Consider the following 13475-nt stretch of genomic DNA (forward strand, 5'->3'; position numbering starts at 1 on the left):
CTCACCTCACAATTATGGTATTATTATATAGATTAGATATTGGAAAAATACTCCTAATAATAGAAAAATTAAAGCAATTTTTAAAATTCCCTCAAACATCTCCTGTTTATCATAAAAACTTCTTCCATCTATCTTTGTTTTTTCCAATTCATCTATCTTATTAAATATCTCTTTAAATTCCTTGCTATCTCCTGCTCTAAAATACTCTCCACCAGTTGTTTTAGCAATATTTTGCAGAAGATTTTCATCAAGTTCATTATTTTTTACAGTTCTATAACCAAATAGTGTAGGAACTTGCAATTCCCTTGCTCCTATACCAATAGTATATATTTTTATTCCTAACTCTTTAGCTATATCAGCAGCAGCACTTGGACTCATCTCTCCAGAGTTATTTTCTCCATCTGTTAATAAAATTATAACTTTAGATTTAGCCTCTGAATTTTTTAGCCTATTTAATGCAACTCCAATTCCCATACCAATAGCTGTTCTGTTATTACTTGTAATATCATCTACTGTAAGTTTAGAAACCATCTCTTTTACAACATTATGATCAAATGTAAGAGGAACTTTTGTATAGGCATCTCCACCAAAAACAATCAATGATAATCTATCATTTCCTCTTTTATCAATAAACTCTCCTAAAACTTCTTTCGCTTTCTCTAAACGATTTGGAGAAAAATCATCTTGTAACATAGATTGTGAAAGATCTAGTGAAATAGCTATATCAATTCCATTTTTCTTAACAACTCTATTTTCATAAATCATCTGTGGTCTAGCTAACGCCACACTCATTAAAATTAGAGATAAGAGAATTAGATATTTACCTAAAAGATACTTCTTACTTTTTATCTTGTAAGCTCTTAAAGGCTCTATCCCTGGAACTGTTATTCCTAAATTACTTCTTTTTCTTAAAAAGAGATAGATTATAATAGGTATTAACAATAAAAAATATGGTGATGCAAACTTAAACATCTATCTCACCCTCTTTTACTCTTTTATAAATATCAAAGGCTTTTTTCCTGCTTGCTTCAATCTCCTCTTGAACATCTCCAGAAAATTTACAACTATCTAACCATTGTATAAATATTATATCCTCATCAGTTAAAACACCTTTTTTCTCATAGTTTCCATTTAAAAAGTGAGAATTATATCTACTATCTATATACTCTCTAAGGGCATAACTTATATCAAATGCCCATCTTTCTGATAAAATTTCCATTTGAGTATTAAATCTTTTATCATAGTCAATAATCTCTTTTTTCTCTCCTCTTTTAAAAGTTTTTATAAACATAATTAGAGATAAAAGTCCAATTACTATACTACCAATAAAAATATATGGAAAATTATCTGAATAAAGTTTCTTATTACTCTTATCTAATAGATCCTTATATAACTCTTTGTCCTCTGAAGTTAAAATAGATTTTATATTTATCTCAAGATTTTTATTTCCAAGAATAATATTGTTTTTACCTAAATTAAATCCCTTTACTGTAACTAAAAAATTGCCATTCTTGTCCTTCTTTATCTTTTCTATTGAGAAGTTACCTTTTTCAAATTCTTTGATAATTTCCTCTTTTGGAACACCAGAAATCTTAAAGCTGATACTGTCTCCAACATTTATATCTTTAGCAGATATTAGAAGAGAAAAGGTAAGGAAAAAAGCTAAAACTATCTTTTTCATCTTCTTCTCCTCCTTTTAAAAAAGTTTGAAAGTACAGTTACATAGTTATCATCAGTATATAGAGTTAAAATAGTTTTAGATATATTTTGAGAAATATCTATATTCTTTTTAAAATTTTCAATAATTATGCTTTCTCCACTTTCAGAATCTACCATATTAAAAATTGCTCCCTCTGGAAGAGTATCATATTTTTTATCAGCTATTCTAATAGGTATCAGATCATGTTTCTGTTTAATTATAGCCATTGTTTTTTCATAGTCTTTATCTATAAAGTCAGAGATTAAAAAGAGGATTGCTCTTCTTTTAACAATTTTATTGAAAAACTCCAATGCTGATTTGATATCAGTTTTCTTTCCTGTAGGTTGATAAGTTAAAAGATCGTCAAGAATAATCAGAGATTGATTTCTTCCCTTTTTAGCAGGAATAACCTTTTCTATTCTATCTGTAAAAAATATAGCCCCAACCTTATCACCATTTTTAATAGCACTAAAAGCTAGACTTCCAGCTAATTGAGATATCAAATCTTTTTTAGCAAAGAAATTATTAGAGTTAGAAATATCAATCATCAAATAAATTGAAAGTTCTCTCTCCTCTGTGAACTCTTTTACATAGGTTTTTCTCTGCCTAGCTGATACTTTCCAATCTATTTTTTTTACATCATCTCCAGGAGAGTATCTTCTAATATCTGAAAACTCCATTCCATTTCCTTTAAAATATGAACGATAGTTCCCTGTAAAAAGTTCATTAGCTAGAATAGATGAGGCAATCTCTATTTTTTTTATCTTTTTTAAAAGTTCTGTTCTACTCATAATTGCCACCTCTTTTTATTATGGAAGTTTTACTTCCTCCATTATTCCAGTAATAATATCCTCTACATTTTTTCCCTCAGCTTCAGCTTCATAAGTAAGCATTATTCTGTGACGCAACACATCAAAAATTACCCTTTTAATATCTTGTGGCATCACATACTCTCTACCTTCTAAAAAGGCATTTGCTTTAGCTGATACAACAAGGGCGATAGATGCTCTTGGAGATGCTCCACAAGCTATGTAATTATTTATCTCTCTTGTTTTAAATACAATTTCAAGTATATAATCCATAAGTTTTTCATCTATATGGATATTTTTTATAATCTCTTTTATAGTTTCTATTTTTTCTCTATTTAGTACCTCTTCTATCTTTATACTATCAAAATCAGTTGAAGTAGTTAAAAGGTTAAGCATAGCTTTTTCCTCTTGTTTAGTAGGATATTCAATCTTTACTTTCATAAGAAATCTATCTTGTTGAGCTTCTGGTAATGGATAAGTACCATCTTGTTCAATAGGGTTTTGTGTAGCTAAAACAATAAAAGGTCTATCTAATTTGAAAGTTTCATTTGCAATAGTTATCTGTTTTTCTTGCATAGCCTCAAGAAGTGCAGATTGAACTTTAGCAGGAGCTCTGTTTATCTCATCAGCTAAAACAATATTAGCAAAGATAGGTCCTTTTTTAGTATAAAACTCTCCTGTTTTTTCATTGTAGATCTCTGTTCCTATAATATCACTTGGTAATAGGTCTGGTGTAAATTGTATTCTTGAGAATTTTAAACCTAATGTTTGTGCTATTGTATTAACTGTTAAAGATTTAGCAAGTCCAGGCAACCCCTCAAGAAGAATGTGATTTCCTGTAAAAATTCCAATTAGAATCTTTCTAATCATATCCTCTTGTCCTACTATCTTTTTTTCAATCTCCTTTTTTATAGTAGCTATAGTTTCTTTTTCTACTGATATTTTTTCTTTTAAGTTTTCCATAGTAAGTCCTCCTTAATAAAACTCTATATATTAATTTTTAATAAAAATGTTTTACTTCCTTTTTTATCCATGATATATTAGACGAATAAAAGTATAAAATTGTTGAGTTTGAAAAAAATTTTTAAAATTAATTTTTAAAACTATAATTTACCTAACTAAGCTCAGTTATCTAGCACATCGCTAGGTTTTGACAAAGTACCTTTGTATTTAGCGATTATTAGTCAATTTTAGTTATCTATATTTCTTTTTTAACATCAAGTTGTCTCCATGTCAGTGAATAAAGAATCCCTATGGCTCATTCCGTTGAAAATGCAAAACTCGCTCCGCAAGCTCCGCTCAAACACGTTGCATTTTCTTAACTACATTTCGCTAAGGGCTTCTAATATTCACTTCCAAATTACTTCAACTTGATGTTAAGGATAATCTCTTTTACTTTAATTATTAAAATACTGAGTTATAGTTTAAAATAATTTAAAAGGAGCTGAACAAACTAATAGTTTGAACAGCCCCAATAGTTTTATTTAGTTTTTTCATTCATCTCAGCAAATAGTGTACTAAACGATGTTAAGTTTTGAATTTCAGATGGTATAATAATTTTTGTAGCCTTACCATCAGCAACTTTTCCTAAAGTTTCCATACTCTTTAACATCAATACTTCTTTACTTGCTTCTGCTTCTTTCAACAACTTAATTCCCTCAGCCTCTGCTTCTTTAATTGCTCTAATTGCCTCAGCTCTACCTTCAGCCTCTTTAATAGCAACCTCTTTTTGTCCCTCTGCTCTAAGTATAGCAGATTGTTTTTCAGCTTCTGCTTTTAAAATAGCTGATTCCTTTTCTCCTTCTGCAACAAGAATAGCAGATTTCTTTTGCCCTTCAGCTCTTAAAATAGCCTCTCTTCTCTCTCTTTCAGCCTTCATCTGTCTTTCCATTGCATCTTGAATCTCTCTAGGTGGAATAATATTTTTCAGTTCCACTCTATTTATTTTCATTCCCCAAGGGTCAGTAGCTTCATCTAATATAACTCTCATCTCTGTATTGATAGTATCCCTTGAAGTAAGAGTTGCATCAAGCTCCATAGCCCCAATTATATTTCTCAAAGTAGTTGCAGTTAAGTTCTCTATTGCACTCATAGGGTTTTCAACTCCATAAGTATAAAGTTTAGGGTCAGTTATTTGGAAATATATAACTGAGTCTATCTGCATAGTAACATTATCTTTTGTAATTACAGGTTGAGGTTTAAAATCAATAACTTGCTCTTTTAAAGATACTCTCTTAACAACTCTATCTATAAAAGGTACAAGAATATTTATTCCCACATTCCAAGTTCCAAGATATTTTCCCAATCTTTCAATAACATAAGCTCTTGATTGAGGAACTATTCTTACATGAGTAGCCATTAAAGCAACAATAAGTATAAATAGCACTAAAATTATTATTCCATTCATTTTATTACCTCCCAGTACATCCTTTGTTATATAGATAATACCACAATTTTTTATGATTGCATACTAATTTTAAAATAAAAACTCCCTTGATTTTTCAAGAGAGTTATAACTTTATTCTTCATCAATATTTATTTTATTTGAAAGAACACTTCCAGTTCTAAATCTAATTGATTTTCTAGGTGTAGAGTATTGAATTTTTTTTGTATTTATATTCATTATTCTTCTTGCAGGAACAATTTTTTTCTCAAAGATTCCCCAACCTCTAAAACTTACTGAATCGTTAGTTTCTAAAGCTTCAAAGAGAGCTTCCCAAAATAGATTTATCTTTTCTTTTGCCTCGTGAATATTTTTAAGCCCTCTCTTTTTTTGATATAAAATCAAAAATTCTTTTTCAGTCATTATATAATCTCCTTTATCTAATTATTAAAATGTATTAAAATTAATAGTAGGTAAACCTACTGTATTTTAACTATTCATAAAAACTTTAACTTTTCCTTTTTATTTTTTTAAATAAATATAAAAATTGTTTTTTAAGAAAATTTTTGGTATAATTAAATTGTTATAGATATATACTTTGGAGGTGTTTCATGAACGTAATTATTTTAACTGGAAGACTTACAAGAGATCCAGAATTAAAATTTGGACAAAGTGGAAAAGCTTATTCAAGATTTACTTTAGCTGTAGATAGACCAATGCAAAAAGGAGAAGCAGATTTTATTAACTGTGTAGCTTTTGGAAAAACTGCTGAACTTATTGGAGAATATTTAAGAAAAGGAAGAAAAGCAGGAGTTACAGGAAGACTTCAAATGGGAAAATATGAAGTTAATGGAGAAAAAAGAACAAGTTATGATGTAGTAGTTGATACTATTGAATTCTTAGAATCTAAAAATGCTGTTGATTCTATGGGAGGATATGAACCTCAAGATTATACACCATCTTACTCTGCTCCATCTTCTAACTCAAATACTTCTTCTAAACCTGTTGCAAAACCACAAGAAGAGGTTCCTTATGAAGATGATGATGAGTTCCCATTCTAATTAAAATAATTTTTATTGACTCCATTTTTATAAATGGAGTTTTTTGTTATTTACAAAGTTTTTATGATATTATATGAATATAGATTTTTATTTTAAGGTGATGATTATGAAAGAGATCATAATAAGAGAGATGAAAGATAGCGATTGGGAAGAAGTAAAAAATATATATCAACAGGGAATAGATAGTGGAATATCTACTTTCATGAGAAAAGTTCCAGAGTTTGAGTATTGGAATAATTCAAAATTAAAAATAGGAAGATTAGTTGCCATATATGATAGAAAAATAGTTGGTTGGATAGTTCTTAGCCCTACATCAGCAAGGGAAGAGTATTCAGGAGTTTGTGAGATAAGTGTCTATATTCATCAAGATTATAAGAGAATGGGAATAGGAAGAAAATTAATAGAGAAAGAGATCGAAGTATCTGAACAAAATAATATTTGGACACTTCAATCTGTAATGCTTGGTAATAATATTCCTAGTATGAAATTACATGAAAGTTGTGGTTTTAGAGTGGTTGGATATAGGGAGAAAGTTGCAAAAGATAAAAATGGAGAGTGGCAAAATACATTTCTTATGGAGAGAAGAAGTAAAGTTATATTTTAAATTTAACAATATTAATTTTTTTGTCAAAATGTTTACATATAACACTTGCTACTACTCCAGTTATCACTTGTATAATTAGTTCTATTAACAATGTGTTAATAATAAAATCTACAGTTTCTTTCAAATTTTTTTCCTCTTTTTTAGTTAATTATTTCTACAAATAATTATTCTGATGCTATAGTGATAAAAGTATGTATAATCCTTTTAGAATAATTTATATTTTATAATATCATAATAACTTTAAAAAAGATATAGTAAATCTTGAATAAAAGAAAAAATATTTAACTTAAAAAAGTTATTTTTAAATTAATTATTACTAATAAAATTGAAAATATTTTGAAAAAAGTAGTAAATTCGTGATATAATGGAGAGTAAAAATCTTAATTTAATGGAGGGTCTATGATAAAAGGAAATGTTGATGGAATCAAAGATTTTATTCTTAAAGAACTTGATTCTATCTATGATATAACAGTGACAAAAAATAGAGTTATTGAGCCTGAAATAATAGCTTTAATAGCTTCTATAAGTAGTAGAATAAATAGAGAGATAAATGTTGCAATAGATAGAAGAGGAAATATAGTTGAAATATCTATTGGAGATAGTAGTAGTGTACAATTGCCATTACTTAATGTACAAGAAAAAAGACTTAGTGGAATAAGAGTTATTCATACTCACCCAAATGGAAACCCTAATCTTTCAAGCATTGATATCTCAGCTCTTACAAAATTGAAACTAGATTGTATAGCTGCAATAGGGGTAGTTGAAGAAAAAATCACTGGAGTTGTAATGGGATTTTGTAATGTAGATGGAGATGAGTTATCTCATGAAGTTACAGAGATTATGAATATTCCAGAATTTATTGACTATGATTTTCTTTATAGAATAGAGGAGATAGAATCTATTTTAAAGAAAAGAAATATAGTTGAAAATGATGATGAATATGCTATCTTAGTTGGAATTGATAATGATGAAAGCCTTGATGAACTTGCAGAGTTAGCAAGAGCATGTAATGTAAAGGTAGTAGGAAAATTCTTCCAAAAGAAAAGCAAGATAGACCCATGTTATTTTATAGGAACAGGGAAAGTTATAGAACTTGCTAGATTTAAACAGATTAAAAAAGCTAACTTAATCATATTTGATGAAGAATTAAGTGGATTACAAGTAAAAAATCTTGAAGAGGTTACAGGTTGCAAAGTAATAGATAGAACTGTTTTAATACTTGAAATATTTGCAACTAGAGCAAGAACAAGAGAGGCTAAAATTCAAGTTGAGTTAGCACAATTAAAATATAGAAGCAGCAGACTTTTAGGATTTGGAACTACAATGTCAAGAACAGGAGGAGGAGTAGGAACTAAAGGTCCTGGAGAAAAGAAATTAGAGATTGATAAAAGAAGAATAAGAGAAACTATACATGATTTGAAACAGGAATTAGAAAAAATTAGAAAAACAAGAATAACTCAAAGGGAAAAGAGAGATGAATCAGGTATACCAAAAGTATCTTTAGTTGGATATACAAACGTTGGAAAATCTACTTTGAGAAATCTTCTTGTAAGTATGTATACAGCAGATAACACATCTAAGAAAGAGGATGTTTTTGCTGAAAATATGCTATTTGCAACATTGGATATAACAACAAGAGCTATTACTCTTCCAGATAAAAGAGTTGCTTCACTTACTGATACAGTAGGGTTTGTAAGAAAATTGCCACATGATTTAGTAGAGGCTTTTAAATCTACTCTTGAAGAGGTAAGTTTTTCAGATCTAATAATTCATGTAGTAGATATTTCAAGTGATACTGTTGTAGAACAAATTAAAGCAGTAGAAAATGTTTTAAATGAGTTAAATGCTTTAGATAAACCAACTTTCTTAGCACTTAATAAGTGTGAAATGGCTACTCCTGAGCAGATTGCAAATGTAAAAGAAAAATTTAGTAATTATCAAATGATAGAAATAAGTGCAAAACAAAACTATAATATTGATAAATTCTTAGATATGACAGTTTCATTACTACCACAAACAACAAGAAAATGTACATATCTAATTCCATATACAGACACTTCAATGGGAGCTTATCTTCATAGAAATGCAATTATCCAAAGTGAAGATTATGAAGGTGAAGGAGTTAGAATAGTGGCAATTGTAAATGATGAAGTTTATAATAGATGTAGAAAATTTATGGTTGAGGAGACACTATGTTAAGTATAATAAGAGAGATTTTAAAATTAGCTCTCCCTGCAGTTGGAGAAATGGTTTTATATATGATGATTTGGGTATTGGATACCCTTATGATAGGAAATCATACTGGACAGATAGGGGTTTCAGCAGTTGGACTTAGTTCTGAAATTATGTATACTTTTACAAATATGCTAGTTGCTATGGGAATTTCAATCTCTGTTACTTCAATAGTTTCAAGATCAATAGGGAGTAGAGATTTTGAAAAAGCTAGGATTACTTCAGATATTGCTTTAAAAATTGGAGTTATTATTGCTATTCTTTTAGGAACAATATTTTTTACCTTCCCTAAAGAAATTTTAACAATAGCTAAAGCTGAAACAGAGTATGTTCTTCCTTTAGCAACAAAATATATGAGAATATGTTCTATTGCTATTGTTTTTAATGTTTTAACAAGTGTATTTAATGGAATTTTTAGAGGTTGTAAAAATACAAAATCACCACTGTATACAGCTTTTATAGTAAATGTTGTAAATGTTTCCTTAGACTATATTTTAATATTTGGTAAATTTGGTGCTCCAGAGATGGGAGTTGCTGGAGGTGCAATAGCCACTGCAGTTGGAAACTTTGCAGGATTTTTATTTACTATGACACAATTGAAAAAAATACCATTTAAAGTAAATTTATTTTCTGAGTTTAAAAAAGAGTATTTTAGAGAGTTGATTAAGTTATCTATTCCTTCAGCTTTACAAGAGGGAGCTTTCAGTATAAATAGACTTATAAATGTAACTTTAATAATGACATTAGGAAGTCTTGCCTTTGCAGCAAATCAGATAACTATCAATATAGAGTCAATCTCTTTTATGCCTGGTTGGGGATTTGCCATTGCTTGTACCTCTCTAGTTGGTTATAGTATTGGAGAAAAAGATTACAAAAAGGCTAAATCTTATGTAACATATTCTATGGTTTTATCATCTTTAGTAATGGGAATTTTTGCTATTATTTTTTTAGTATCACCAGAGCCAATAATTACAGCTTTTATAAAGGATAGTGAAAAAGAGGTTATAACAATAGGTTCAGCTTGTCTTATGATAGCCTCAATAGAACAGATACCTATAGCTATATCAATGGTTTTAGGAGGAGCTTTAAAGGGAACTGGAGATAGTAAAACACCATTTAAAATAGTATTATTTACAAATTGGGTAATTCGTTTGCCTTTAGTTTACTATTTTATCTATATTCAAAAAGCTCCTGTAACTTATTTTTGGAGAATTACAGCACTTCAATGGATAATAGAAGCTATTATAATACTTATAGTTTTCCACCATAAATGGAAGAAAAATTATGAAACTCAATAAATTATCAAAAAGAGCTAGAAAAATCAATTTTGATCTCTCTAGCTCTATTTTTTTTATCTATTCTTTAATAAATCTCTAATTTCAGTAAGTAAAACCTCTTGAGCAGTAGGTTTTGGTGGAGCTTTCTCCTCTTTCTTTTTAAAATTATTTATAAGTTTTACAAATATAAATATACAAAATACTATTATTAAAAAATCAATGATATTTTGTAAGAATAGTCCATATTTAATTAATATTGGCTCTCCTGTTGCACTACTTACAGGGATTTTTACTTCAAGAGCAGATATATTAACCTTTCCTGTAATTGTTCCCAAAAGTGGCATAATTACATCTTTAACTAAGCTATTTACAATTTTACTAAAAGCTCCCCCTATAATTACCCCAATAGCCATGTCCAATACATTTCCACGAACAGCAAATGCTTTAAATTCTTTTAATAAACTCACCTTTATACCCCCTTTGTTTTTTTATTTAATATATTTTACTAGACAATTCTTCATATTCCTTTAAATATTAAAAAAATAATAAAATTATATGTGTAATTATTAAAAAATATTATTATTTTTAGTGTATTATGATATAATCAATATGGAGGGTAAATTTATGAAGATTAATTACGAAATTTTAATGGAACAACAATTAAAAGAGATAGAAAAAACAGGAATAAAACCTAAACTACTTCTACACTCTTGTTGTGCCCCATGTAGTTCTGCTATACTTGAATTTTTACAAAATTATTTTGATATTACTGTTTATTTTTATAATCCTAACATTACATTTGAAGAAGAGTATTATAAACGTTTAAATGAACAGAGAGAGTATCATGAAAAAAGAGGGTATTCAATCAGAGTAATTGAAGGAAATTACGATCCTAAAGAGGATTTTTTTAAGCAAGTAAAGGGATTAGAAGATAGAAGAGAAGGAGGAGAGAGATGTTTTAAATGCTATACTCTTAGAATGGAAGCTACTGCACAAAAAGCTAAAGAGTTAGGATTTGATTATTTTTCAACTGTTCTTAGTATAAGTCCTTTAAAAAATGCTCAATGGATAAATGAGATTGGAGAGGAACTTTCTGAAAAATATGGTATAAAATTTCTAAATGGAGATTTTAAAAAGAAAAACAGATACTTAAGAAGTACTGAAATCTCAAGGGAATATGAACTATATAGGCAAGATTATTGTGGTTGTTTATTTTCTAAAATGGAAAGAGAGGCAAAAGAGAAAGAAAAACTGACTGGAGGAAGAGAATGAGAAATTTTTCTGAAAAAACTGTAAAAACAATATCTATCTGCTTTATACTGTTATTTTTATTAATGGGAGTAAATAAACACTACTATTATTTTGGTTTAATGATAATTCCAGCAATGATATATTTTTCAACTTGGAAAGTAGTTTTATTTGAAGATAAGATAGGGAGATTTGCATCTATTATTATTGGACTTTTATTGTCGGCGTTTATTTTTTATTGCCAATACTATTTACAAGCTGGAGTTGAACCAACTAAAAATGTAATTGCTTTAAAATTGACAATATCTTTATGTATAGGACTTTGGTTAGGAAGTTTTATTGCTAAATATATTTATGTTAGAATAAAATTCTTTATAAATAGAATAGGGAGCAAAGGGGAACAAAAGGAGTATCCTATTATTAAAATGGTAGTTGATCAAAAAAAATATTTTAAGAAACCTGGAAGCAAATACTACATTAATTTTTACTACGCTTTTTTAGATGTAAATGGAGAAGAAGTAAAATTTCTTGTTGAAAAAGAGGTTTATGATAAGTTTCTTGGTAAAAGGAGTATGAACATCAACATCAAGAGGGGGTCTCTTGGTGTAAGATATGGTGTTAACTTAATAGAGGGATAAGAGTTTAAGGAGAAAAAATGTTTGAAAAAGAAGTTTACATTGAAAGAAGAAGAGTTTTAAAAGAAAAACTTATGAAGGGTATTGTTATTATAAATGGAAATGAGGAAGCACCAAGAAGCTATAAAGATGAGTGTTATCCTTTTGTACAAGATTCAACTTTTCGTTATTATTTTGGTATGGATGTGCCAAATCTTATTGGAATAATAGATATTGATAGAGATAAAGAATATATTTTTGGAACTGATTTTACTCTAGATGATATTGTTTGGAGTGGAGAACAAAAACTTTTAAAAACTTTTGCTAGTGAAGTTGGAGTAAATAATTTTATTGAGATGAAAGATTTTGATAACTTTATTAAAAGTTGTAAAGAGAGAAGAGCAAGATTCCATATTTTACCTCAATATAGAGGAGATAATAAATTAAGAGTATGTAAAGCTTTAGGAATAAGCCCTTTTGAATATGATGAGTATATCTCTTATGATTTTGTAAAAGCTATAATTGAGCAAAGAAATACAAAATCTCAAAAGGAGATTGAGCAAATCGAAAATGCTGTAAATATCACTAGAGAGATGCAACTTACTGCAATGAAAACAGTTAAAGCTGGAATGAAAGAGTATGAAGTTGTAGCAGTTCTTGAGTCAGTAGCAAAAAAATACTATGGTGATCTATCTTTCCATACTATCTTTACTAAAAATGGGCATATTTTACATAATCATGGTTATGATAATACAGTAGAAAATGGAAATATTATTGTATTAGATTGTGGAGCAAGAAATAGAGAGGGATATTGTGGGGATATGACAACATCTTTCCCTGTTAGTGGAAAATTTAGTGAAAGACAAAAAGATATTTACTCACTTTTAATAGAGATGTTTGAAAAGGCAGAGTCTATGGTAAAACCAGGAGTTAACTATAAAGATGTTCACTTAGCTGTATCTAAAGTTTTAGCAGAAGGAATGATTAAAAGAGGACTTATGAAGGGAGATGCTGAAAAGGCTGTAAAAGCTGGTGCTCATGCTCTTTTCTTTCCTCATGGACTAGGACATATGTTGGGACTTGATGTACATGATATGGAAAATTTAGGTGAAGATTTAGTTGGGTATGAAAGCTTCCCAAGAGATATGCAATTTGGTTTAAAATCTTTAAGACTTGCCAGAGAGTTAAAAGAGGGATATGTTTTCACTATTGAACCAGGCATCTACTTTATTCCTGAACTAGCTAAAAGATGGAAAGCAGAAGAAAAATTCCAAGAGTTTTTAAACTATGATAAGATTGAAGAGTATGCTGACTTTGGTGGAATGAGATATGAGGGAGACTTTGTTATCACTAAAGATGGGGCTAGAAGATTAGGAGAGAAAATGCCTAAATACTTTAATGAGATTGAAGAGGCAATGAAAAAATAAAAATTATATTTTCTTTTAAGATAACCTTGTAAGTTTTTTTACAGGGTTATTTTTTTATATAAATTATAATTTCCAAAAGTAGAGGAGTACAAACGACTACTACTTTTGAGACGCAGAAACG

Annotated in this window: 14 protein-coding genes; 7 read left to right on the top strand and 7 right to left on the bottom strand. The window is 28.8% G+C overall.

Features of this window, described 5'->3' with window-relative positions:
• Positions 1-12: 12 nt before the first annotated feature.
• The 6 genes from I6E31_01055 to I6E31_01080 form a co-directional block, all read right to left on the bottom strand.
• The gene (locus I6E31_01055) at positions 13-972 is read right to left on the bottom strand and encodes a VWA domain-containing protein (GenBank protein ID MCF2638551.1); all 960 of its coding nucleotides are present in this window, start codon (positions 970-972) and stop codon (positions 13-15) included.
• The gene (locus tag I6E31_01060) at positions 965-1681 is read right to left on the bottom strand and encodes a hypothetical protein (GenBank protein ID MCF2638552.1); all 717 of its coding nucleotides are present in this window, start codon (positions 1679-1681) and stop codon (positions 965-967) included. The genes I6E31_01055 and I6E31_01060 overlap by 8 nt, the downstream gene beginning before the upstream one ends.
• Complete coding sequence (locus tag I6E31_01065; protein ID MCF2638553.1) at positions 1678-2490, bottom strand: DUF58 domain-containing protein; 813 nt, start codon at positions 2488-2490, stop codon at positions 1678-1680. The genes I6E31_01060 and I6E31_01065 overlap by 4 nt, the downstream gene beginning before the upstream one ends.
• An 18-nt stretch (positions 2491-2508) precedes the next feature.
• Positions 2509-3471: a MoxR family ATPase gene (locus I6E31_01070; protein MCF2638554.1), complete on the bottom strand. Its 963-nt coding sequence runs from the start codon at positions 3469-3471 to the stop codon at positions 2509-2511.
• 517 nt (positions 3472-3988) lie between these two features.
• Entirely contained in the window at positions 3989-4915 is a 927-nt protein-coding gene (locus tag I6E31_01075; GenBank protein ID MCF2638555.1) for an SPFH/Band 7/PHB domain protein, read from the bottom strand.
• 111 nt (positions 4916-5026) lie between these two features.
• Positions 5027-5314 (bottom strand): HU family DNA-binding protein, encoded by a 288-nt coding sequence (locus I6E31_01080; GenBank protein MCF2638556.1) that lies wholly within the window; start codon positions 5312-5314, stop codon positions 5027-5029.
• A 188-nt stretch (positions 5315-5502) separates the two neighbouring features.
• Between I6E31_01080 and I6E31_01085 the strand changes: the two genes are divergently transcribed.
• The 4 genes from I6E31_01085 to I6E31_01100 all read left to right on the top strand — a co-directional run bounded on the left by I6E31_01085 (position 5503) and on the right by I6E31_01100 (position 10086).
• A complete protein-coding gene (locus tag I6E31_01085; GenBank protein ID MCF2638557.1) occupies positions 5503-5952 on the top strand; it encodes a single-stranded DNA-binding protein in 450 nt (149 codons plus the stop codon).
• Between the two features lie 106 nt (positions 5953-6058).
• The gene (locus I6E31_01090) at positions 6059-6556 is read left to right on the top strand and encodes an N-acetyltransferase (GenBank protein MCF2638558.1); all 498 of its coding nucleotides are present in this window, start codon (positions 6059-6061) and stop codon (positions 6554-6556) included.
• Between the two features lie 399 nt (positions 6557-6955).
• Complete coding sequence (gene hflX / locus I6E31_01095) at positions 6956-8755, top strand: GTPase HflX (protein MCF2638559.1); 1800 nt, start codon at positions 6956-6958, stop codon at positions 8753-8755.
• Positions 8749-10086 carry an MATE family efflux transporter gene (locus tag I6E31_01100; GenBank protein ID MCF2638560.1) on the top strand — a complete coding sequence of 446 codons (1338 nt, stop codon included), beginning with the start codon at positions 8749-8751 and terminating at the stop codon, positions 10084-10086. Before hflX ends, I6E31_01100 begins: the two co-directional genes overlap by 7 nt.
• 53 nt (positions 10087-10139) lie before the next feature.
• On the opposite strand, the gene mscL is transcribed toward I6E31_01100, so the two are convergent.
• The gene (gene mscL / locus I6E31_01105; GenBank protein MCF2638561.1) at positions 10140-10532 is read right to left on the bottom strand and encodes a large-conductance mechanosensitive channel protein MscL; all 393 of its coding nucleotides are present in this window, start codon (positions 10530-10532) and stop codon (positions 10140-10142) included.
• A gap of 157 nt (positions 10533-10689) precedes the next feature.
• On the opposite strand from mscL, the gene I6E31_01110 reads away from it, so the two are divergent.
• Genes I6E31_01110 through I6E31_01120 form a run of 3 tightly spaced genes read left to right on the top strand, consistent with a single transcriptional unit; the run spans position 10690 to position 13354 of the window.
• A complete protein-coding gene (locus I6E31_01110) occupies positions 10690-11337 on the top strand; it encodes an epoxyqueuosine reductase QueH (protein MCF2638562.1) in 648 nt (215 codons plus the stop codon).
• Positions 11334-11951, top strand: coding sequence for a hypothetical protein (locus I6E31_01115; protein ID MCF2638563.1), 618 nt, complete (start codon positions 11334-11336; stop codon positions 11949-11951). The genes I6E31_01110 and I6E31_01115 overlap by 4 nt, the downstream gene beginning before the upstream one ends.
• A gap of 17 nt (positions 11952-11968) precedes the next feature.
• Complete coding sequence (locus I6E31_01120; protein MCF2638564.1) at positions 11969-13354, top strand: aminopeptidase P family protein; 1386 nt, start codon at positions 11969-11971, stop codon at positions 13352-13354.
• Positions 13355-13475: the final 121 nt, after the last annotated feature.

The organism is Fusobacterium varium (genome assembly GCA_021531615.1).
In the GTDB taxonomy this organism is placed as follows: Bacteria; Fusobacteriota; Fusobacteriia; order Fusobacteriales; family Fusobacteriaceae; genus Fusobacterium_A; species Fusobacterium_A varium_C.

Bases quoted from the DNA above. Each gene is read 5' to 3' on its own strand.
- I6E31_01055 (MCF2638551.1), bottom strand. From the start codon at position 972: ATGTTTAAGTTTGCATCACCATATTTTTTATTGTTAATACCTATTATA.
- I6E31_01060 (MCF2638552.1), bottom strand. From the start codon at position 1,681: ATGAAAAAGATAGTTTTAGCTTTTTTCCTTACCTTTTCTCTTCTAATA.
- I6E31_01065 (MCF2638553.1), bottom strand. From the start codon at position 2,490: ATGAGTAGAACAGAACTTTTAAAAAAGATAAAAAAAATAGAGATTGCC.
- I6E31_01070 (MCF2638554.1), bottom strand. From the start codon at position 3,471: ATGGAAAACTTAAAAGAAAAAATATCAGTAGAAAAAGAAACTATAGCT.
- I6E31_01075 (MCF2638555.1), bottom strand. From the start codon at position 4,915: ATGAATGGAATAATAATTTTAGTGCTATTTATACTTATTGTTGCTTTA.
- I6E31_01080 (MCF2638556.1), bottom strand. From the start codon at position 5,314: ATGACTGAAAAAGAATTTTTGATTTTATATCAAAAAAAGAGAGGGCTT.
- I6E31_01085 (MCF2638557.1), top strand. From the start codon at position 5,503: ATGAACGTAATTATTTTAACTGGAAGACTTACAAGAGATCCAGAATTA.
- I6E31_01090 (MCF2638558.1), top strand. From the start codon at position 6,059: ATGAAAGAGATCATAATAAGAGAGATGAAAGATAGCGATTGGGAAGAA.
- hflX (MCF2638559.1), top strand. From the start codon at position 6,956: ATGATAAAAGGAAATGTTGATGGAATCAAAGATTTTATTCTTAAAGAA.
- I6E31_01100 (MCF2638560.1), top strand. From the start codon at position 8,749: ATGTTAAGTATAATAAGAGAGATTTTAAAATTAGCTCTCCCTGCAGTT.
- I6E31_01110 (MCF2638562.1), top strand. From the start codon at position 10,690: ATGAAGATTAATTACGAAATTTTAATGGAACAACAATTAAAAGAGATA.
- I6E31_01115 (MCF2638563.1), top strand. From the start codon at position 11,334: ATGAGAAATTTTTCTGAAAAAACTGTAAAAACAATATCTATCTGCTTT.
- I6E31_01120 (MCF2638564.1), top strand. From the start codon at position 11,969: ATGTTTGAAAAAGAAGTTTACATTGAAAGAAGAAGAGTTTTAAAAGAA.